This window comes from Bacillus hominis (genome assembly GCF_030348325.1).
In the GTDB taxonomy this organism is placed as follows: domain Bacteria; phylum Bacillota; class Bacilli; order Bacillales; family Bacillaceae_G; genus Bacillus_A; species Bacillus_A hominis.
On record NZ_JAUCFS010000005.1, the window covers coordinates 2,242,259 to 2,262,113 of the forward strand.

Annotated in this window: 23 protein-coding genes and 1 pseudogene; 18 read left to right on the forward strand and 6 right to left on the reverse strand. The window is 32.2% G+C overall.

The window, feature by feature from the left end:
* Nucleotides 1–272 precede the first annotated feature (272 nt).
* From QUF93_RS14070 to QUF93_RS14105, 8 genes are all read left to right on the forward strand, one after another.
* Nucleotides 273–1,853, forward strand: coding sequence for a spore germination protein (locus QUF93_RS14070; RefSeq protein ID WP_289375458.1), 1,581 nt, complete (start codon nt 273–275; stop codon nt 1,851–1,853).
* Nucleotides 1,850–2,953 carry a spore germination protein gene (locus tag QUF93_RS14075; RefSeq protein ID WP_289375460.1) on the forward strand — a complete coding sequence of 368 codons (1,104 nt, stop codon included), beginning with the start codon at nt 1,850–1,852 and terminating at the stop codon, nt 2,951–2,953. The genes QUF93_RS14070 and QUF93_RS14075 overlap by 4 nt, the downstream gene beginning before the upstream one ends.
* Entirely contained in the window at nt 2,937–4,142 is a 1,206-nt protein-coding gene (locus QUF93_RS14080; RefSeq protein WP_289375462.1) for a Ger(x)C family spore germination protein, read from the forward strand. Before QUF93_RS14075 ends, QUF93_RS14080 begins: the two co-directional genes overlap by 17 nt.
* A 195-nt stretch (nt 4,143–4,337) precedes the next feature.
* Nucleotides 4,338–4,865 carry a GNAT family N-acetyltransferase gene (locus tag QUF93_RS14085; protein WP_002119374.1) on the forward strand — a complete coding sequence of 176 codons (528 nt, stop codon included), beginning with the start codon at nt 4,338–4,340 and terminating at the stop codon, nt 4,863–4,865.
* A gap of 51 nt (nt 4,866–4,916) precedes the next feature.
* Entirely contained in the window at nt 4,917–5,843 is a 927-nt protein-coding gene (locus QUF93_RS14090) for a GNAT family N-acetyltransferase (protein ID WP_289375464.1), read from the forward strand.
* A gap of 184 nt (nt 5,844–6,027) precedes the next feature.
* Nucleotides 6,028–6,540, forward strand: coding sequence for a GNAT family N-acetyltransferase (locus tag QUF93_RS14095; RefSeq protein ID WP_289375466.1), 513 nt, complete (start codon nt 6,028–6,030; stop codon nt 6,538–6,540).
* A gap of 142 nt (nt 6,541–6,682) precedes the next feature.
* Nucleotides 6,683–6,847 (forward strand): hypothetical protein, encoded by a 165-nt coding sequence (locus QUF93_RS14100; RefSeq protein ID WP_289375467.1) that lies wholly within the window; start codon nt 6,683–6,685, stop codon nt 6,845–6,847.
* A 69-nt stretch (nt 6,848–6,916) separates the two neighbouring features.
* Nucleotides 6,917–7,822, forward strand: a complete 906-nt coding sequence (locus QUF93_RS14105) for a DUF2935 domain-containing protein (protein WP_098266777.1) — start codon at nt 6,917–6,919, stop codon at nt 7,820–7,822.
* Between the two features lie 32 nt (nt 7,823–7,854).
* Here QUF93_RS14105 and QUF93_RS14110 read toward each other — a convergent pair whose 3' ends face one another.
* Nucleotides 7,855–8,769 (reverse strand): DMT family transporter, encoded by a 915-nt coding sequence (locus tag QUF93_RS14110; RefSeq protein ID WP_289375470.1) that lies wholly within the window; start codon nt 8,767–8,769, stop codon nt 7,855–7,857.
* Nucleotides 8,770–8,907: 138 nt separating this feature from the next.
* On the opposite strand from QUF93_RS14110, the gene QUF93_RS14115 reads away from it, so the two are divergent.
* The 4 genes from QUF93_RS14115 (at nt 8,908) to QUF93_RS14130 (ending at nt 12,431) form a co-directional block, all read left to right on the forward strand.
* Nucleotides 8,908–9,501 carry a helix-turn-helix domain-containing protein gene (locus QUF93_RS14115; RefSeq protein ID WP_002119382.1) on the forward strand — a complete coding sequence of 198 codons (594 nt, stop codon included), beginning with the start codon at nt 8,908–8,910 and terminating at the stop codon, nt 9,499–9,501.
* 94 nt (nt 9,502–9,595) lie between these two features.
* Nucleotides 9,596–10,540, forward strand: coding sequence for a hypothetical protein (locus QUF93_RS14120; RefSeq protein WP_289375471.1), 945 nt, complete (start codon nt 9,596–9,598; stop codon nt 10,538–10,540).
* A 181-nt stretch (nt 10,541–10,721) separates the two neighbouring features.
* On the forward strand, nt 10,722–10,871 hold the full coding sequence (locus QUF93_RS14125) for an aspartyl-phosphate phosphatase Spo0E family protein (protein WP_289375472.1): 150 nt from the start codon (nt 10,722–10,724) through the stop codon (nt 10,869–10,871).
* A gap of 159 nt (nt 10,872–11,030) precedes the next feature.
* Nucleotides 11,031–12,431: a protoporphyrinogen oxidase gene (locus tag QUF93_RS14130; RefSeq protein ID WP_289375473.1), complete on the forward strand. Its 1,401-nt coding sequence runs from the start codon at nt 11,031–11,033 to the stop codon at nt 12,429–12,431.
* 56 nt (nt 12,432–12,487) lie between these two features.
* Here QUF93_RS14130 and QUF93_RS14135 read toward each other — a convergent pair whose 3' ends face one another.
* Nucleotides 12,488–13,036, reverse strand: a complete 549-nt coding sequence (locus QUF93_RS14135; RefSeq protein WP_088058829.1) for a hypothetical protein — start codon at nt 13,034–13,036, stop codon at nt 12,488–12,490.
* Nucleotides 13,037–13,569: 533 nt separating this feature from the next.
* Between QUF93_RS14135 and QUF93_RS14140 the strand changes: the two genes are divergently transcribed.
* Nucleotides 13,570–14,121, forward strand: coding sequence for a GNAT family N-acetyltransferase (locus QUF93_RS14140; RefSeq protein ID WP_289375475.1), 552 nt, complete (start codon nt 13,570–13,572; stop codon nt 14,119–14,121).
* 42 nt (nt 14,122–14,163) lie between these two features.
* Here QUF93_RS14140 and QUF93_RS14145 read toward each other — a convergent pair whose 3' ends face one another.
* The gene (locus QUF93_RS14145; protein ID WP_000286202.1) at nt 14,164–14,349 is read right to left on the reverse strand and encodes a cold-shock protein; all 186 of its coding nucleotides are present in this window, start codon (nt 14,347–14,349) and stop codon (nt 14,164–14,166) included.
* A gap of 86 nt (nt 14,350–14,435) precedes the next feature.
* On the reverse strand, nt 14,436–14,639 hold the full coding sequence (gene cspD, locus QUF93_RS14150; protein ID WP_000176365.1) for a cold-shock protein CspD: 204 nt from the start codon (nt 14,637–14,639) through the stop codon (nt 14,436–14,438).
* Nucleotides 14,640–15,343: 704 nt separating this feature from the next.
* Between cspD and QUF93_RS14155 the strand changes: the two genes are divergently transcribed.
* On the forward strand, nt 15,344–16,240 hold the full coding sequence (locus QUF93_RS14155) for a CPBP family intramembrane glutamic endopeptidase (protein WP_289375477.1): 897 nt from the start codon (nt 15,344–15,346) through the stop codon (nt 16,238–16,240).
* Entirely contained in the window at nt 16,240–16,899 is a 660-nt protein-coding gene (locus tag QUF93_RS14160) for a nucleoside/nucleotide kinase family protein (RefSeq protein WP_289375478.1), read from the forward strand. Before QUF93_RS14155 ends, QUF93_RS14160 begins: the two co-directional genes overlap by 1 nt.
* Nucleotides 16,900–16,936: 37 nt before the next feature.
* Here QUF93_RS14160 and QUF93_RS14165 read toward each other — a convergent pair.
* Nucleotides 16,937–17,056: pseudogene (locus QUF93_RS14165) on the reverse strand (arginase family protein); the annotation flags it as partial.
* A gap of 56 nt (nt 17,057–17,112) precedes the next feature.
* On the opposite strand from QUF93_RS14165, the gene QUF93_RS14170 reads away from it, so the two are divergent.
* The 3 genes from QUF93_RS14170 to QUF93_RS14180 all read left to right on the forward strand — a co-directional run bounded on the left by QUF93_RS14170 (nt 17,113) and on the right by QUF93_RS14180 (nt 18,852).
* On the forward strand, nt 17,113–17,271 hold the full coding sequence (locus QUF93_RS14170) for a hypothetical protein (RefSeq protein ID WP_289375480.1): 159 nt from the start codon (nt 17,113–17,115) through the stop codon (nt 17,269–17,271).
* A gap of 125 nt (nt 17,272–17,396) precedes the next feature.
* Nucleotides 17,397–18,170 (forward strand): HAD family hydrolase, encoded by a 774-nt coding sequence (locus tag QUF93_RS14175; RefSeq protein ID WP_289375482.1) that lies wholly within the window; start codon nt 17,397–17,399, stop codon nt 18,168–18,170.
* Between the two features lie 76 nt (nt 18,171–18,246).
* A complete protein-coding gene (locus QUF93_RS14180; protein ID WP_289359157.1) occupies nt 18,247–18,852 on the forward strand; it encodes a PRK06770 family protein in 606 nt (201 codons plus the stop codon).
* Between the two features lie 105 nt (nt 18,853–18,957).
* Here QUF93_RS14180 and QUF93_RS14185 read toward each other — a convergent pair whose 3' ends face one another.
* On the reverse strand, nt 18,958–19,830 hold the full coding sequence (locus QUF93_RS14185; protein WP_289375483.1) for a LysR family transcriptional regulator: 873 nt from the start codon (nt 19,828–19,830) through the stop codon (nt 18,958–18,960).
* Nucleotides 19,831–19,855 lie beyond the last annotated feature (25 nt).

The following is a 19,855-nucleotide window of genomic DNA, read 5'->3' on the forward strand; positions in this document are numbered from 1 at the left end:
TAAGAAATTCCAATTGAGTGAGGAATTTCTAAAATTATGTATTGTTATAGGATGATTAAAATGTGGGACACGATTGTTTCGTATGTACCTGAGTGGAAAGTTTTTATACAAGCCTTTATCGCACTGTTCATTCCATATATAATTTCAAGATTTTTTAGTTGGATTCGCACATTAGAAAAAGAATAATATAACGAACTATACGGGGCATTTAAGTGAGAATAAATATTGATATGTAAAGAAGAGTAGTATAGGAAGTTTTTTGAGAAAGAGTGATGAAGGTGAAAGCGCAGGATTCAATAGTTAATCAAAGCCAAGAACAAGGCAATGCATATGAGAATAACACGACCAAAGTTTCTGAAGACTATTTTACAGGTGATTTCAACTTAGATTTAGAGGTCATAAAAAAAGAAGCTCTTGATAATTCGGACGTGTATTGTCGAGAGTTTAATATCGGCGGGACTAGCATCCGGGCAGTTCTTGTTTTTGTAGAAGGGCTGTCAGATAAAGATCTTATTGATACGCACATTATGAAATCATTAATGTGTAATTTTTTTGATGAGTATAAAGATGAATCATCTTATAAGGAAGAAAGAGTTTCAAAAGAGTTTATTAAAAACCGAGTGCTTCCTATTAGTGGCGTGGAAGAGATGCAATCTGCACAAAAAATGATGTCAAAAGTGTTAATTGGTTCCACAGCATTATTAATTGATGGATTGTCAGATGTATTTATACTTAATACAAAAAAAGGAAAAACACGTAATATTGAAGAGCCAATATCTGAGGGCTCGGTCAGAGGTCCACGGATAGGTTTCACAGAAGTTTTGTCGGATAATACTGCTTTGTTGCGGTTACATGGTGAAAATGAAGGATTATCTTTAATGAAATTTCATGTAGGAGAACGGGCCAAGAAAGAGTTGGTCGTTGCCTTTATGAAAGAAATTGCTGATCCAGAATTAGTAGAAGAAGTTAAGAAGAGAATTCAGAAAATTAATATTGATAATGTGCCAGAATCAGGTTATATAGAACAACTTATTGAAGATAATTATCTTAGTCCTTTCCCGCAAGTACAGAGTACGGAACGTCCTGATAAAGTTATCGCTGCATTAATGGAAGGAAGGGTTGCAATTTTATTGGATGGAACACCTTTTGTATTAATTGTTCCGGTTACATTTAGCATGATGATGCAATCACCCGAAGATTATTATGAACGCTGGATACCAGGTACGCTGATTCGGTTATTGCGCTTTGGAACGGCTATTATTTCTCTATTTGCTCCCGCTCTGTACATTTCATTTATTTCATTCCATCCTGGATTGATTCCAACTAAGTTAGCCATTTCAATTATAGGAGGGCGAGAAGGCGTCCCGTTTCCTGCAATTATAGAAGGATTATTTATGGAAATTGCAATTGAAATTTTACGAGAAGCAGGGCTACGACTACCTAAGCCTATTGGTTCAGCGATGGGAATTGTAGGAGGATTAATCATTGGGCAATCAGCTGTATCAGCTGGAATTGTGAGTCCAATAATGGTAATTGTTGTGGCGGCCACAGCTATTTCTTCTTTTGCACTTTCTCATTATAGTACAGCAATTCCATTACGTATTCTTCGCTTTGTAGCTATGTTTTTCGCTGCTATATTCGGATTATATGGAGTTATTCTATTTTTCTTATTTATATGCAGTCATATTTCAAGGCTTAAAAGTTTTGGTGTACCTTATGCTAGCCCAGCTGTCTTATATCAATTTACCGATTGGAAGGATTTTATTGTTCGTATGCCAATTCAGATGATGAAGCGACGTCCAAAAATGTTGAATTTAAAAGACTATGTACGGAAAGGAAGTGAAGAGGAATGATTATGAATTCAAAGGACAAAATTCCCACTTCACAAGCAGCTGTGATTCTTATCAATTATATACTTGCTGTCGGAATCCTCACTTTACCTAGAACAGCAGCTGAGAAAGTGCAAACTCCTGATGTTTGGATAACGGTTATTTTAGGAGGATTAATTGCGATAGTTGCAGGCATAATTATCGTGAAGTTAAGTCAACAATTTCCTGAAAAAACATTTTATCAATATAGCCAAGAACTTGTAGGGAAATGGCTTGGAGTGTTAATTAGTTTGTTGATTATCGGTTACTTTTTAACACTTTCTTCCTTTGAACTTAGAACGTTGGAAGGTATAACAAGTTTCTTTCTATTAGAAGGTACGCCTGACTGGGCTATTCTTATACCATTCATGTGGATAAGTCTGTATTTAAATCTAGGCGGAATAAATGCGATAGCACGTTTATTTGAAATTATTTTTCCAATTACAGTTTTTATTTTTTTAGTGACATCTTTTATGAGTATAGGAATATTTGAACTCGATAATCTTCGTCCTGTATTAGGATTAGGGATTGTTCCGGCATTAAAAGGCCTAAAAACAACAACTATGGCATATTCGGGTGTTGAAATTATGTTGTTACTTTTAGCATTTATGAAGAAACCGTCTCAAGCAGTAAAAGTTGTTATAATTGGCACTACGATTCCTTTATTTTTTTATGTTATTACAGTAGTAATGGTTATAGGAGCGTTTTCTATCGATGGTGTATTGCTGAGAACATGGCCTACAATTGACCTTATGAGAAGTTTTGAAATTCAAGGTTTAATTTTTGAACGGTTCGAATCTTTACTATTAGTGATATGGATTATGCAAATCTTTGCAACATATACAATCTGTTATTATGCAGCTGCTTTAGGGTTAGCACAACTTTTTAATAAAAACATTCATTCCTTCTTGTATGGATTACTCCCAGTCATATATATCATTGCTGAAGTTCCAAAAAATATAAATGAGTTATTTGAATTTGGAAATTTGATTAGTAACGCAGCGATAATATTATTTGGTATTCTCCCGTTTCTTCTCCTTATGATTTCGAAGAGGAGGAAAAAAAGGCATGAACCAAAATGTTAACAGTAGAAAAATTATTATAAGAATAACGTCAATACTTTTTCTCTTATTACTTACAGGATGCTGGAGTAGTCATGAAATTGAAGAGCTAGGTTTCGCCGTAGGTTTAGCAATAGATAAAGAAAAAGAAACAAAGATTGAGAAAGAAATTGAAGAAAAGGGCGGTGGATATAAAAAGAAGAATTTAATAACAACCACCTATCAATTTGTTAAAGCACAATCATCATCAGACGGAGGAAAAGGTGGAGTATCACAACAAAAAGCTTATATGAATGTTGCAGAAACAAGTGATTCTCTTCATCAATCAATACGTGAAGTTGCATTAAGAAGACAACGGCCTATCATTTTTCATCATACGAAAGTAATAGTTGTTAGTGAAAGTATCGCCCGAACATATAATTTAACGCAGTTATTGGACATCTATGTTCGTGATAATGAGATGAGACCTAGTTGCTTTATTATGGTTAGTAAAGGGCTAGCTAGTGATGTGTTAGAATCGAAAGAATCTGGGGAAATTCCAGCATTTCGCTTGATTGAAATCGAGGATAATCAATATAGATCCTCACGAATTTTACCACCTATGCCACTTGCAAAACTACCAGGAAAGGTGAAATCTGGTGCGAGTTTTCTTTTACCGAATGTGATTTCCATAAACGGAGAAGTGAAATATGTAGGTGCAGCTATTATGAAAGGGAGTACAAAAAAACTCCGGGGCTTTTTGAACGAGAATGAATTAGAAGGCTTAATGTGGATTACTGCAAAAGGGAAAAGTGGCTTGGTGAAAAGTTATGATAAAAAGACGAAAAAATTAGTTATGTATGAAGTGAAATCTATAAAAAGTAAAATTACGCCCCATGTTAAAGGAGATAAAATATCTTTCGACGTCAATGTTCAGTCTGTAGGTCGGTTAACCGAAAATTGGTCTGAGTCAGAGGAAGCTTTTAAAAATGCATTTCTCAAAAGAGCGGAGCAAGCAGCGGAGCAAGAAGTGAAGCGATTAGTGAAACATACATTGCAAAAAATTCAAAAGGAATATAAAACTGACGTTGCTGGCTTTAACACTAGATTGAAAATCGAGTATCCAGAAGTATGGAAGAAAGTTGAAAAGGATTGGGATAAAGTATTTAGTAAGACTCCAATTAAATATAATGTAAAGTTAACAATTGAAGATTATGGCACGGAAGGTGCTTAATAAATGAACAACATGAAATATACAAAAGCTCTGAAGCATGAACTTATTCGTGAATATGCTTCAGAGCTTTTTATTGTGTAGATTTATTGTATTAAGTAAATTAATAAGAAGATATATATTTCGTTTTAATATTCTTTATTTTATAATTATTTACAAGTGCTGGTAAATACAATCACTAAAAATAGGAGTGGGAAAATGACAATATTACCTATACGAAAAGATGAAGCCATAATTATTAATATGGCAAAACTATATTGTAAAGTATTTAATAAAACAAATTTTGATGAAATGGTAGAACGAATTACAAGACATATGGGATATACAGATTTTAAAGGAGCAGTAGCAATAAATGATGAAAATGAAATAGTTGGTTTTACTTATGGTTATCGTTCTTTGGAAGGACAGTACTATAATCAATTAATGAGAGAAGCTTTAAATTTGGAGCAAGTAGATTTATGGTTACAAGATTGTTTTGAATTTGTAGAGTTAGCAGTCCACCCACAATATCGAAATGAAGGTCTTGGAACGAAATTACATAATGGATTATTAGAAGGAATTTCAAATAAAACGAGTGTTTTAACAACACAAATAGACAATGAGAGAGCACGTTCTTTATATAAAAGATTAGATTGGGTGAATGTATTAGAGCCATTTCATCCAAGTGGAAATGATGTTCCGTATGTAATAATGGGAAAAGTATTAAAAACAAAAGTAATTCAATAACGTTTTTGATTAAATAAATTATTGGTTTGTAACATTAAAGGGGAAAACAAAATGACGATAATATCTATAGAAAAAGCTACAATTTTAGACGCTGAAAAGTTAACAGCAATAATGAAAAGAACATTTGATGAAGAAGCAAAACAATGGTTGTGTGACCAAGAGCATGTAATTGATTACAACATTCAACCACCAGGATATTCTTTGGTTGAAATGACTAAGTATTCAATAGAAGAGTTAGATTATTTTAAAGTGATGATGGATGAAGAAATTATCGGGGGAATTATAGTTACGATTTCTGGTAAGTCTTACGGTAGAATTGATCGTATATTTGTAGATCCTATACATCAAGGAAAGGGGATTGGATCACAAGTTATAAACTTAATAGAAGAGAAATTCCAAAACGTAAGGATTTGGGATCTTGAGACATCTAGCAGGCAAATAAATAATCATTACTTTTATAAAAAAATGGGCTATGAAACAATTTTTGAAACGGAAGATGAGTATTGCTATATAAAACGTATGAAGAGATCTGTAACTGAAGGGAATTTAGTTGGAAATAAAGATATGAGAAGTGGACAATATGAAAACTGTAATATGGCAAATACAGAGTATTACCAAGTAAATTTAAAAGGGAGTTCGTTGACTAATAGTAATGTAATGAATAGCCATATTAGTAATTGTAATTTTAGTCATTCAAAGTTCCAAAATATAAATTTAAAGAACTCTCTATATACGGACTTGAATTTATCTAATAGTAAGTTTAAATTAGTGACATTAGGTGGAGTTCATTTCATAGATACAAACCTTGGAGAGGGTAAGGAGCCTATTTCTTTTGAAAGATGCGACTTTGAAGGTAGTAAAATAAATAATAGTAATCTAAAAAATGTTGAAATACAAAATAGTGATCTAACTGGTATGAAAATAAATAATATTCCTGTAGAGGAACTACTTGAATTGTATAATCGGGTGAATAGTTAAAATCAAATCACTTGGATTTTTCCAAGTGATTTGATTTTTTCATAGAGTGAAGAGTGTTGAGATTGAAAAGTTACTATTATACCGAAATAATTGTATGAAAATGACACAATTAAATGAGGTCAGGAAGGATTTTTACATAACATATTAGAATGTCTATATGATTATTTGAATGGAGGGGAGAAAGATGGAGATTAATGTGAGAGCAGTAGAAATACAAGATGCTAGAGCAATTCATCGTATATGTATTCAAGATGATGTTTTACCTTATATGGTTTTCTTACCTAGTATGCGCGTAGATGCGATGGAGAATAGAATTCGGAATTTAGCACCGAATCAATTTGAATTTGTTGCAGAGTATGATGGGGAAGTTGTTGGATTTATCGGTTTAACTCAAAGTCCAGGACGTAGATCTCACTCGGGAGATTTATTCATTGGAGTAGATAGCGAATATCACAATAAAGGAATTGGAAAAGCATTACTTACAAAAATGCTTGATCTTACTGACAATTGGTTAATGTTAGAGCGAGTAGAACTTGGTGTATTAGAAATGAATCCCGGAGCGAAAGCTTTATATGAACAATTTGGATTTGTAGAAGAAGGTGTAAAAATAGGGAATTTGAAGGCTCATGGAAAGTTTATTAATGAAATCATGATGAGTCGTTTTAGACCAAATGGTTTGATTGTACATAATAAATAGAGGTATAAATTGAACTGAAATATCGATTTGTTTTGAAAAAAGCATGGCAAAATGACGCCATGCTTTTTTTAGTTTATTAAAAGTAAAGAGCAATTTTTATTTAACGGATGTTTTAGCAGGTGAAGCATTAGGAATCATCTTGATGTGGAAAGCATATTACTTAATAGAATCTATTTCTATGTGCAAGGGGAATGAACAAAATGGACATAAACATCGTATTAAAGGTATAGATCAACCTGCGCCAAAGTATGAGATAGGGAAATGTATATGTGGAAATTTCAAAAACCTTGAAAAAATCATCGCATAAGTATATTTAAATTATATTTATTTTTATACATAGCAAAATAGCGTATTCAAGGAATAAGGAGTGATTGTAATGTCAAAAGAACAACCTATTCCTGGCCATTTTATTATGGACCCGCAGCGAGCTATGCTTTTGCCGCCGGAGTTGAAAGCGGCTCCACCTGAATCATTAACAGAACAATTATTTATTGAGCGATCTATAACTGAAAATAGATTTTGGTTACGTATAATGAAAGAGCATGCTTTATTTCTTGGTGAGGGATTTAATCGTAACGATAAAAATTTAATTCAGCAAGTTGAGCAATTTTATAATCTGTTTGATAGGCAGCTGCAAAAAGCATTTACTATTCCACAAACTGTTCAAGCAGTTCGGCAATTAAATGAAGAGAGTATTCAACTCGTATATGCTTTTCGTAATTATAAAAGAAATTTACTTATTTTAATTATTAATTGTAAGGTAAAAGGGTTTAATTTCCCACTTTTAGTGGATCATGTTGCACGAGAAGCAGAATATTTTATGCGGACACTCCAAAAGTTTAACGAGGGGAAAATGGATCCTATTCAAGATGCAATTATTAGTGAGAATGTTTTTTGGTTACGTATTATGATGGAACATTCCCGTTTTATTGGGTCATTACTGGATCAATCGGAGAGAAATCTTGTTCATACAGCACTGAAATTTGGTGATGATTTTGAAGTTCTTCTAAATCAAGCTAGAGATGTTGAATCCATGTTATATCAAAAAGAACCAACATATCCGATTATAGGAAAAATGAATAAGGATAGTGAAAATGCCACTGTTGAGTTAAGGAATTTCAAAAAAGCAGGGTTAGAGTTAATTCAAACATGCCAAATTCGAAGTGTCATAAATCCATTGCTTGCGGATCATGTTACAAGAGAAGCAGAGCATTTCCTCTTCATGATTCATGTATTGGAGCAAAGGTTACAGCAAAAACAGATGGAACAATCTCCGCAATAATAAATAAGCAAGAAAAGCATGGCAAACTAATGTCATGCTTTTCTTGCTTTTTGAAATTGTTGATTACGATTCGGCAGCTTCGGTTGAAGCAAAAACAAGGTTAATCCAATAAAAATAAGTAAAATACCTGCACCTTGCTGTAACGAAATCGTTTCATTCAAAATGAAATACGCTAATATGCACGTTCCAATCGTTTCTCCTAAAATACTCATTGAAATAACAGTAGTACTCATCCATTTTAATAACCAATTGAAAATTGTTTGTCCTAAAATCGTTGCAATGAATGCTAGACCTATAAAGGACCACCATGTTTGTGCAGAGTAATTGAAGAAAAATGACTGCTGAGTGTAAGCAAATATACCGAGAAAGAGTGAACTGCTGCCATAACTAATTACCGAATACGGTATTAGGGATAGGTCTTTACGAACATGTTGACTAATGAAAAAGTAAGCTGTTATGACGCCAGCAGCAATAAAAGCTAAAATATCGCCGTATAAAGCCTCGCCACTAATTTGAAAATCTTGCCACCCAATCACGATACTTCCTGAAATTGCAATAAGGCAGCCTACAATCGCACCTTTCGTAAACCTTTCCTTAAATAAAAAATAACCACCGACCATTGAAAATAAAGGTTGCAACGTTACGATAACTGTAGAACTAGCTACAGAAGTATACTGTAATGATTCAAACCATAGGACATAATGAGCTGCTAGAAATAATCCAGATAAGAGTCCAAATCCCCATTGTTTTTTTGATAATGAGCGAAGTTCGCTTCGATTGTTTGTATTAAATATTAGAAATGGTAAAAGAATTGCTGTAGCAAACAATAATCGATAAAAAGCAGTGATTGCTGCAGGAGCATCTGCTATTTTTACGAAGATTGCTGAAGTAGATAAGGCGAACACGCCGAAAAATAAGGTGAAATATGAAAGAATAGGTGATTTCAAAGTTTGTCCCTCCGTTTGATTGTTTATTATAATAAACTGTATATAATATAATGTACAAAAGTTAGTATATAAGCCTAAGATGAAATAAGGAAGGATTAATTACCACTGTTTAGTATGTCAGCACAAAAGGAATGAAAGATGTATTATGATGGACGAAAGGAAGTTGTAACAATGATTCATTATCGACTAGGTCAAACTGTTTTAAGTTATCGTAAGAAAAATAATATGACGATTCGTGAATTTGCTGATTATGCAGGAATCAGTACTTCACTTATTAGTCAAATTGAAAGGGGACATGCCAATCCTTCTTTAAATGTATTGGAATTAATAGCGAAAGCATTAAATGTACCGCTATTTACTCTTTTTATTAATGATATTGATACAGACACGCTTATTTCGAAGAAGAAAGATCGGAAAAAAGTATATCGAGAAAATAATGATCATATTGTTTATGATGTGTTAACACCAGACTTTATGAAAGCTCGCATTGAAATGCTAATGATGGATTTAAATGAACACGCAAATACAACAGAAAGTCATTATTCTCACGAAGATAAAGAAGAAATTGCTGTTGTAATGAAGGGTGAAGTGTATGTGGAACTTGAGGGGAATGAATATTTTTTAGAAGAAGGAGATGTTGTGCGTATTCCACCGAATGTGAAGCATAGATTTTTGAATAAGAGTGATGAGATGAATCATATCTTATTTGTGTTAACACCTTCGTTAAGCTAAGGTAGAAATGTTTCGAGAGTTTTTACCTGGCTTTTTGGCAACTTTGTAGATGCTAAAAGGCCATTTTTATTAGGATTGAGAGGGGATAATAGATATGGAAAATATAAATGTATTAAAAGAGGGGCTTTCAATTATATCTCAATGTAAAAAAGAAACAAATGATATTTGGCATGCGCATTTTGGAGCAGCTGCAATTGCTAGTTATTTTTTTACGAAAGATAATAGCATTGATGAAGAAACCGCATGTAACATTTATTCTCAAACGAAAATGATGCTTCATAAGCAAAGGTTAGGCGAAACAATTGATAATAAACAAGGGGTCGATTATCAAAGTGCTGAAGAAACGATAATCAAATCTTTGGAACAAACAATTGATGAACTCCATTGGGTTGGTCATAATGTAATTTACGCTTCTTTAAGTTTATTAGCAATTAAGGAGTTATGTCATTGGGGGAGTGACCAAGATATTAATAATATTGCAAACCTTATATTATCGTTTCAAAAAACAATTCCAGGTAGATCTTGGATTGGTCTTACAACTAAAGAAGTAAAGCAACTAATTATAAATAATGATGAGATTAAAATTAAAAATCCAAAGCAATTATCTAAATTCATTTTAAATGAGCTATCTAAATTCAATATTATTTATAGGGCAGAATCACATCACGATTTAATTGGTCATATGCTAACTTTTTCGCATGCTATTAATATATTATATGACTTAGGACATATAGAATTATTTCAACGAGGAATAAAACCACTATTAAAGCTAGTTTATGTACTTAGAAAAAGTCGCGATTTCACATCGAATAATCATATAAATATAAACTCTCCAGTAGATCGTCTACCGCTCATACAAGCAAAACAAGTTGATATACTTCCGATTGAAAACGTATTTTGGCATAAAGACTATAGTGAATTGAATTGGGATTTTGGACATATATTTAAATTTTCATACAGTTATTTCGATCACTTGAAAAGAGCTCCAGAATATAAAAATAAAACGTTAGATAAATTTCGTTGTATTATTAGCGACTAACAGATGGTAGAGAATTAATACGATCTGTAAAAAGGGACTTAGTGTAAGTCTCTTTTTTTGTTAGTATTATATTATTTTTTCAAATATGTAAGATTTTACATTAGTATGAGACTTTTACTTATTATGTAAGTAGGCTATACTAAAATACATATATTTTAAAATTGGAGCGAATAAAGACGACATGGAATTAGTAAAGTTAGAAAAAGTAATTGAATTGAAAAAAGAAGAGTTATTGTATTTAGTCTCAAATTATGGATTGCAACATGAAAAAGTAATAGCGCTTAGCCAAGAAATAGACAAATTAATAAATTGGTTTATGTTTTTAGAATAGAGAGAACTATGACGTGATTTGAATTATGTTATAGTTCTTTTTTATTTATATATATTGTCTAATTTCTTACAGAATGCGCAAGCTGCTAGTCGAATATGAGGAGTTTTGGGTATAATAAAATAGGATTTATTAATTGTATCGGTTAGGAGCGCAGCAAATATGAAAACAGTCGTTGTCATCGGTGGAGGTATTACTGGACTTTCTACTATGTTTTATTTAGAAAAATTAAAGAAGGATTATAATATAGATTTGAATTTAATCCTGATAGAGAAAGAAGAGTATTTAGGTGGGAAGATCCACAGTGTGGAAGAAAAGGATTTTATTATGGAATCAGGAGCAGATTCAATCGTAGCTCGTAATGAACATGTTTTGCCGCTTGTAAAAGATTTAAATTTAGAAGGTGAAATGGTATATAACGAAACAGGTATTTCTTACATATACGCTGATAACATATTGCATCCAATTCCTTCTGACACTATATTTGGGATCCCTATGAGTGTTGAATCATTATTTAGCAGTACACTTGTCTCAACGAAAGGGAAGATTGTTGCTTTAAAAGATTTTATAACGAAAAATAAAGAGTTTACAAAGGATACATCACTTGCTATATTTTTGGAAAGCTTCTTAGGAAAAGAATTAGTTGAAAAACAAATCGCTCCTGTACTTTCAGGTGTATATTCTGGTAAATTAAATGAACTTACTATGGCATCTACATTGCCATATTTACTGGATTATAAAAATAAATATGGAAGTATTATTAAAGGTTTTGAAGAGAATAAAAAGCAATTTCATTCAGCAGGAAATAAAAAGTTTGTATCATTTAAAGGTGGACTATCTACGATTATTGATCGCTTAGAAGAAGTGCTGAATGAGACGGTCATTAAAAAAGGTGCTGTAACGACAGCTGTAAGTAAACAAGGTGATCGATATGAGGTTTCTTTTGCAAATCATGAGACAATACAAGCTGATTATGTTGTTTTAGCAGCTCCGCATGATATCGCACAAACTTTATTACAGTCTAGTGAGTTAAACGAGCATTTTAATAAATTTAAAAATTCATCGCTTATTAGTATTTACTTAGGTTTTGAAATACCAGATGAACAACTACCGGCAGATGGTACAGGGTTTATCGTTTCAGAAAATAGTGATTTACATTGTGATGCTTGTACATGGACGAGCCGAAAGTGGAAACACACGTCTAGTAAACAAAAGCTGTTAGTAAGAATGTTTTATAAGAGCACAAATCCAGTATATGAAACGATTAAAAATTATAGTGAAGCAGAATTAGTCCGAGTTGCTTTATATGATATTGAAAAGAGTCTCGAAATTAAAGGTGAACCGGAAGTAATTGAAGTTACAAATTGGAAAGATTTAATGCCGAAATATCATTTAGAACATAATCAAGCAGTGCAAGGATTACAAGAAAAATTGATGGATTTGTATCCTAATGTATACTTAGCTGGCGCTTCATATTACGGTGTCGGAATTGGTGCGTGTATTGGAAACGGGAAGAATACTGCAAATGAAATAATTGCGACATTAAATAAACCATCAAAATAATGTAGAATACAAATAAAATGTCCCTCCAGCATAATGGAGGGGCATTTTATTTGTATTTATCTCACTTGAATTGAAACTTTTTTAATTGTTGCCTTTTTCTCTTTAATTGTTAATGTTATTTTTCCAGACTCTTTAAATGAATACGGTGATAGTTGATAAATTTCTTTTATATTATGTTTTTCTTTTAACTTATTTGTAGGTATTAAAATTATATTTGGCTTCCATGTTTCCTGTTTTCCTGAAGGGTACTCTATTAGTATTTCTGGATTTTCCAACTGCATTACTTCCCAAGAGACGAAATATAGTTCAACTTCCGCATCTTTTTTTAGTAATTTTTCTGAGAAATAACCGAATTCACCAACATTACCGAAAACGGTGTAATTTTGATTTTGTAATTTAATATCTAAATAACGAGGCTGGTATGTTGCTGCATGATAGATTCCATATGAAAGAGAGAGTGTAGCTGCGATTAAAATGCCAATTGAAAATGTCTTAAAGCTATTTCCTTTAAAATTAGTCATCATGAATGAGTTTGGTGTGAATTTTTTTGCGAATAAAAAAATGAGAAAAATGAGTAAGAGAGATAAGCCAATAAAAATATACATAGAAATTATACACCTCCATGATAGAAATGTGAATTTTTCTATATTTTAACACAAGTGTATTAATTAGGGTGTTTATTTAGAAGGGGAAAATGTCGCCAAATTTATAAAATATAATATTACGAATGGAGTGATGGAAATGAGAAAAATACAATTTATGTTTAAAATGAAGGTGAGAAAAGGAGAACTGGAGACAAACAGCTCCTTGGCATTGAGCGTTAGTTACATATAAATAGAGAATAAAGAGATGATCATCTCTTTATTCTTGTTGTTTTCAATTTTCAAGAACAAAATATTAATAATTTTATCATTATAATAACCTATTTACAATTATTGATAATTTTAAGTTCAATCTATAGCCATAAAAGCATGATGCACTAGTAGTAATCAAAAGGTAAGAAGGTATACAATTAGCTAGTATAGAATAAAGAGATAAGTATCGCTAGAAATGTTTGATTTATGGAACATTGAGGACTTTCCTAATCATAAATATTTTTTCTGCTATAATGAATTAGTAGAGAGAAAGGAGTGATCCTATGGCATTTCCTATGTTAGAAACAGAGCGTTTGCGTTTAGTTGAAATAGAACAATCTTATTGTCAAAAAATATATGAAATATTTTCATTAGATGAGGTAACGTGTTATTACGGTATGAATTCTTTTACTGAGTTTGGACAAGCTTCACGTATGATTGAATCTTTTTCAAAAAATTACTTTGAGAAAAAGGCAATACGTTGGGGGATTGTATTAAAAGATACAAATACTTTAGTAGGGACAATTGGATTAAATAACTTACAACTTTGGAGTAAACGCTCAGAGATTGGATATGATTTGCATCCTCGTTATTGGGGGAATGGCTATGCTTCTGAAGCTGCTCGAGAAATTATTACTTATGGATTTCGAGATTTAGGTTTATTTAGAATTGGAGCTATTACATATCCTGAAAATATAACTTCGTGTAATATGTTATCTAAATTAGGTTTTCAACAAGAAGGGCTGTTACGTGGATACATTCATCAAGGAAATAAGCAACACGATGCATTAATGTATTCTATTGTACGAACAGATATAGAGGATGTTCATTATTAATAAAAAGCCCCTCTTATTTTAAATAAGAGGGGCTTGTAAAAATCAACCTATTTTAGGTAATAGACGTTCTCCGCTTTTCATACTGCTTTTACATAAAGGGCATTTAGGCTCTTCTTCAAATGAAAAGTTCTTTCTCATCCATCCTAAACAATCCTCTGATTCACATTCCCAAACAGGGGTTTGTTCTGGTGGTACTTCTGCTACATCGTTCTTTCGATTGCGATACATGTAACCACTCCTTTTATGTAAAAATTTTTAGTTATATATTAAAAAGGTTGTTAACCGAGCTGGTAACAACCTTTTTATTGTTTGAATTATAGCTTTACAACGTTTTTAGCTTGAGGTCCACGGTTACCGTCTTCAACTTCGAAGCTAACTTCTTGACCTTCGTCAAGAGATTTGAAGCCGTCGCCAGTGATAGCTGAGAAGTGAACGAATACGTCGTTACCGTCTGCAACTTCGATGAAACCGAAACCTTTTTCGCTGTTAAACCATTTTACTTTACCTGTTAATGTCATGGTAATGCCTCCTAAAATTTAAAAAGATTACAATATGATCGGCCTTATTTGATTGAAAATAAAAGTTCACATATTATCAAAAACCCATAAGGAGTAAAAGATGTCCCTGATTGATACTTGATAATATGCAAAGAAAATATAGTGTGAAATTGACCTTAATTACTATCTTACAACAAATGGTGTGAAATAGCAAGTGCTGGTAATACCAGTAATTGACACTCCCACCCCTAAAGGGGCTAGCTGACTAACGTCAGTGGGATTCTTGCTACCAAAGGCGAAGTCCATTTCTGGTATCGCTGACGTGCAAGATTGCGGTGTGCCATCACCACTCCCACAACAGACCATATAGGTTCGTGGGCTACGGTACTGTGACCATATCGTACAGATTGTTCGTTCTCAAATGTTTTTACGTCTTTTGCATGACTATGAATAAAGTATACCGTGTTTTGTTATGCAAAAACGATGCTTTCATCCCACGTCTAAAGACGGGCTAAAGTCCTGCGTGGGCTTTCCCGTATCATAAATTCTGTAATGTGAGGAGAAAATGGTAAAAGGCACAAAGTCATCTTTTTTATTTATATATTATTCCTAATCTAGATTTATTCCAAACAAAAATCATTTATATTAAAAAATAAGTTTAAAGGAAAGGCTATATATATTTTAAGAATACTGATGAGTACAATAATTAGGAGGGGGATAGAATATTGCACAATAAACAATTTAAAATAATTGAAGCAGCAAAAGAAGGAAGAAGAAAAGTTCATCCTATATTCGCTGTTATACTTGCAATTGTATTTTTAACGTTAGGTGAATTGTTTATGTTATTTATGCTGTTTTTACCGAAAGCAGAAACAACCTTTATAAAGGCGGTTTATAGTAATATTGAGATGATACTAACGTTTGGCGGTGCTATATTTTTTGTTTTTTTATGGATTAGATTTGTAGAGAAACGATCATTTTCATCAATTGGTTTTTGGAAAGATCAATGGATAAGAAAATATTTGAGAGGTGCATTCATAGGGTTTATTTTCATTTCAATACCAGTAATGATACTTTTATTAACAGGAATTGTAAAACTACAAATGCAACAAATTACGCTAACCGCGATATTTGGTATTGTAGGATCTTTAGTTGCATTTTTAATACAAGGGGCAACTGAAGAAATTATTGTACGAGGTTGGTTATTCCCAGTTCTTTCTGTTAGAAGCCGTATATGGATTGGGATTGTTGTGACGTCGTTTTTATTTGGTTTTCTTCATTTACTTAATCCAGGTATTACAATTCTTTCAATATCGAATATAATATTAGTTGGTGTATTTGCAGCTTTTTACGTATTAAAAGACAGTAGTCTTTGGGGGATATGCGCGTGGCATTCTATTTGGAATTGGGCGCAATATAACATCTATGGTTTTGCAGTTAGTGGTATGACGATATACTCAACGCCACTATTTAAACCTGTAACAAATGGATCAGAAGTGCTTCATGGAGGCTCATTTGGTATTGAAGGTAGTATCATTACAACAATAGTGCTTTCAATTGCTTCAATCGTTTTATGGAAACAGTTGTGGGGGCGAAAGTCGAAACAACGAGATGTTAGCTAATGAAAGAGGGAGAAAATATGGGGATTATAGCGTTTGAGGGAGCGAGCGCAGTTGGTAAGAGTACAACATGTCGAGAATTAGAAAGAAATTACGGTGCATTTATTATTCCAGAAGTTAACGTTTTATTTGAAAGACCTAGAAATGAACATAGAACATGGTATTTTGAAAAACAAGTGGAGCGCTGGAATATGGCAGTGCAGAAATCACAGCAATATGAAATAGTAATACTTGATGGTGATATTTATCAGCCACTTAGTTATAATTGGTGTTTTCATTTTGATATATTTAATCAACCATTATCTTTAATAGAAAATTTTTATAAAGAAAAGTTGATAAATAGGGAAATTGGTTTTCCTGATCAATATTTTTATTTATACACGGGTGATGAAGAACTTAGAAAACGGAAAGAATCTGATCAAACGAAAAAAAGAAGAAACTTTGAAAAACATTTACATATATCTAAAGCATTTCAGCGTTATTATGAAAATCTCAATACCGTCACAGACGGGTACTGTAAATTGATTGAAGCGAAAAGTGTAAAGTCGAATGAATTAGAAATTGTGAAAAGTTTAAACAGCTTAAACGTGTGTGAAGAAAGACGTTTTGATGTTTCTAGACTAAATGCTATTACGAAGTGGTTAAAAGAGAATCGTGCATAAAAAAACAACGAGTGCCTTATAAGGTACTCGTTGTTTTTTATACATATTGAATATGTGAGTTCGAATTATATATTGTTTTTAAAATTTGTAAGTTTGCTGTTTCATTTTTCTTAATAGCGTTTGTATATTTAGGTAAGAAAAGTTGAGAAGGATAAACTTATTCATCTCCTTTAAATATTAGGCTAACATTTATTTTTATAAACTTAAAATGAAATGCTTAAAGTAGAATTTGCATTTGAAAAAGAAGGTATTTTTAGACAGAATAATCTTTCAATTTATAAAGAAAAGAAATACAATATAAGGAAATATACATGTGATTTAGGAAATAGTAATCATGTAATAGAGTTATCTCGTATTTACGGTAACTGGTAGTAAGGTTCAAAATCAAGCTGGGATAAAGAAGTTAGGTGGGAGATCAATCGCCTGTATAAGCTAGATTAGTTCAACTAGTATTTATTGTATCAAGTATAATTTTTGAAGGGGGAATAAATACAAACATGAAAAAGATTATAATTTCAGATCTTGATGGGACTTTATTAAGAAGTGATAAAACAATTTCAGAGAAATCTATTAATATTTTGAGGGAGTGCAAAAATAATGGAGACGAACTAATTTTTGCTACGGCAAGGCCTCCAAGAGCTATAAATCAGTATATTCCCAATGTGTTAAAGAATGAGATTATCATTTGTTATAACGGAGCTCTAGTTCTTAAAGGAAAGGATATTTTATATGAAATGAAGATTTCTAAAAATAATATTTTAGAAATTATAGAAATAGCAAAAAAATATAATCTTCATCAGATTTGTCTTGAAATAAATGATAAGCTGTACTCAAATTTTGATGTTACTGATTATTTTGGTGATGTGCCGTGTGAAGTCATGGATATAAGAAAGCTAAACTTTGAAAAAGCCTCTAAATTAATTGTTTGTACTAATGGTCCAATAAATAAGGAGTTCACTAAGGAATTGCCTGATGAGTGTAAGGCAGTCATTACAGATAACGGAACATTGTGTCAAATTATGCATACAGATGTTTCAAAATGGAATAGTATTCAGCATGTTCTACAGCATCTAAATCGAGACGCATCTGAAGTGATTGCATTTGGAGATGACTACAATGATATGGAAATGATAGAGAAGTGTGGGATTGGTGTAGCGATGAGTAATGCTGTTGAGGAATTAAAATCTGTTGCTAAATTTATTGCGAAAAGTAACGATGAAGATGGCGTTGCTACATTTTTGGAAAGTAATAGTTATATTTATATTAAGTAGTATGAAAAAAATATGCTACACCTGCTTTTAATAGATAGAAATTATGAAAAGGGATATTTGGGAGGAAACAGACGAGATGAAAACATTCTTTAAAATAATAGGAATTATAGCTGGTATGGCAGTAATTGGAGTAGGTTTAACATATGGTATGCTGTATTATTTAAATAATAGTAAACCAGCTGCGAAAAAGACAACACCAGCAGCTCCCGCAATAGAAGTGTTAGCTGATATTAATGTAAAAGCGGAAGATGCAAAGCTTTTAGAAAATGGCAATCATTCATTACCGAATAGCGGTTTTAATAAAAATTTTAAATGGACAGATGAGAACATACAGACAGCATTACATGAAATGGCACATCAAAAAACGAAAGCTGATCAAAAATGGGGTTATATTTTTATTACACAAGAACGTATTGAAAGTTTACTTGAAATTATAAACAGTAATGATGTTGCACAAAAAAGTACATATGTGGATATTTTAGAACGATGGAAACAAGGAAAATATGAAAAGGTTGATACGGATCACAATAAAATTTGGAAATTACAAAGTGGGAATTTAGGAGAAGGAAAAGGAGTAATGTCACAAGCGGAACAAAAGGAATTAATTAATCAAGTGTTTATACAAAAAGGTACATATTCAGGTAGTAAATTAATTGCAGGTGGGGGACAGGCTAATAAATAATATACATATTGATTTTGAAACATCTTTGTTGTGATAAACGCAAATATTTTAACAAAAATGAGTAATTGCTTTTTAGAGCAGTTACTCATTTTTTTTATTACTCTTTTACTTTTCTAGTTTCTCAAATAGTGAAAGAAACGATTGTAATACCGGGGGGATCCATCTAGATTTATGATAGATTACATGGCTTTGAATGACTGCTGGAGTTTCGATGGGCTGGAAACAGAGTTGCTCTTTTTGATAACTTTCTTGTACAACGATGTAAGGGAGAATAGAAATTCCTAACTCACACATAACGGATTGTTTAATGACTTCAACATTGGAAGTCTCAAATGTTTTATTAGGATTTCTTCCGCTTTGACGTAAAAAACGATCTACCATTGGTCTATAGCCGCAGCTTTGTTCTGTAAATATAAATTGAGTATCTTGTAATAAAAGGAGTGGATCAGTGTTTGAAGGGAAATGAGCAGGGAAAATCCATCCAAATGTTTCATTACATAAATTGTATGTAATAAAATCATTATGCTCTATACTTTCTCCAATTATGAAGATAACATCGGTTTCCCCTTCATGTAGTTTTTTCAGTGCTTGTTCATTTGTATTTGTCTCAAGAACGATATTTACTTTCGGATTTTCCTGTTTGTAAGTACGTAATAATTGTGGTAAACGATATACTGCCAATGATTCATTAGATGTAATAGTTAATGTTCCTTCTAAATGCTCACTGTTTTGAGGGATTTCTTGAGCTTTATCATAAATAGAAAGTAATTCTAATGCATAAGGATGAAATTGATAACCTGCTTTTGTAAGAAGTACTTTTTTGCCTAAACGATCGAAAAGAGGAATGTTTAAATCGTTCTCTAATGCTTTAATATGCGCTGTAACAGTAGGTTGCGCATAACCTAATGCATGAGCAGCTTTCGAAAAACCACCATGCTTAACAATGGCACAAAATGTTTTAACATGTCTCATCTCCATAAATGATACCTCTTTTATTATCATG

Bases quoted from the DNA above. Each gene is read 5' to 3' on its own strand.
- QUF93_RS14070 (WP_289375458.1), top strand. From the start codon at position 273: ATGAAGGTGAAAGCGCAGGATTCAATAGTTAATCAAAGCCAAGAACAA.
- QUF93_RS14075 (WP_289375460.1), top strand. From the start codon at position 1,850: ATGATTATGAATTCAAAGGACAAAATTCCCACTTCACAAGCAGCTGTG.
- QUF93_RS14080 (WP_289375462.1), top strand. From the start codon at position 2,937: ATGAACCAAAATGTTAACAGTAGAAAAATTATTATAAGAATAACGTCA.
- QUF93_RS14085 (WP_002119374.1), top strand. From the start codon at position 4,338: ATGACAATATTACCTATACGAAAAGATGAAGCCATAATTATTAATATG.
- QUF93_RS14090 (WP_289375464.1), top strand. From the start codon at position 4,917: ATGACGATAATATCTATAGAAAAAGCTACAATTTTAGACGCTGAAAAG.
- QUF93_RS14095 (WP_289375466.1), top strand. From the start codon at position 6,028: ATGGAGATTAATGTGAGAGCAGTAGAAATACAAGATGCTAGAGCAATT.
- QUF93_RS14100 (WP_289375467.1), top strand. From the start codon at position 6,683: ATGTGGAAAGCATATTACTTAATAGAATCTATTTCTATGTGCAAGGGG.
- QUF93_RS14105 (WP_098266777.1), top strand. From the start codon at position 6,917: ATGTCAAAAGAACAACCTATTCCTGGCCATTTTATTATGGACCCGCAG.
- QUF93_RS14115 (WP_002119382.1), top strand. From the start codon at position 8,908: ATGTATTATGATGGACGAAAGGAAGTTGTAACAATGATTCATTATCGA.
- QUF93_RS14120 (WP_289375471.1), top strand. From the start codon at position 9,596: ATGGAAAATATAAATGTATTAAAAGAGGGGCTTTCAATTATATCTCAA.
- QUF93_RS14125 (WP_289375472.1), top strand. From the start codon at position 10,722: ATGGAATTAGTAAAGTTAGAAAAAGTAATTGAATTGAAAAAAGAAGAG.
- QUF93_RS14130 (WP_289375473.1), top strand. From the start codon at position 11,031: ATGAAAACAGTCGTTGTCATCGGTGGAGGTATTACTGGACTTTCTACT.
- QUF93_RS14135 (WP_088058829.1), bottom strand. From the start codon at position 13,036: ATGTATATTTTTATTGGCTTATCTCTCTTACTCATTTTTCTCATTTTT.
- QUF93_RS14140 (WP_289375475.1), top strand. From the start codon at position 13,570: ATGGCATTTCCTATGTTAGAAACAGAGCGTTTGCGTTTAGTTGAAATA.
- QUF93_RS14145 (WP_000286202.1), bottom strand. From the start codon at position 14,349: ATGTATCGCAATCGAAAGAACGATGTAGCAGAAGTACCACCAGAACAA.
- cspD (WP_000176365.1), bottom strand. From the start codon at position 14,639: ATGACATTAACAGGTAAAGTAAAATGGTTTAACAGCGAAAAAGGTTTC.
- QUF93_RS14160 (WP_289375478.1), top strand. From the start codon at position 16,240: ATGAAAGAGGGAGAAAATATGGGGATTATAGCGTTTGAGGGAGCGAGC.
- QUF93_RS14170 (WP_289375480.1), top strand. From the start codon at position 17,113: ATGCTTAAAGTAGAATTTGCATTTGAAAAAGAAGGTATTTTTAGACAG.
- QUF93_RS14175 (WP_289375482.1), top strand. From the start codon at position 17,397: ATGAAAAAGATTATAATTTCAGATCTTGATGGGACTTTATTAAGAAGT.
- QUF93_RS14180 (WP_289359157.1), top strand. From the start codon at position 18,247: ATGAAAACATTCTTTAAAATAATAGGAATTATAGCTGGTATGGCAGTA.
- QUF93_RS14185 (WP_289375483.1), bottom strand. From the start codon at position 19,830: ATGGAGATGAGACATGTTAAAACATTTTGTGCCATTGTTAAGCATGGT.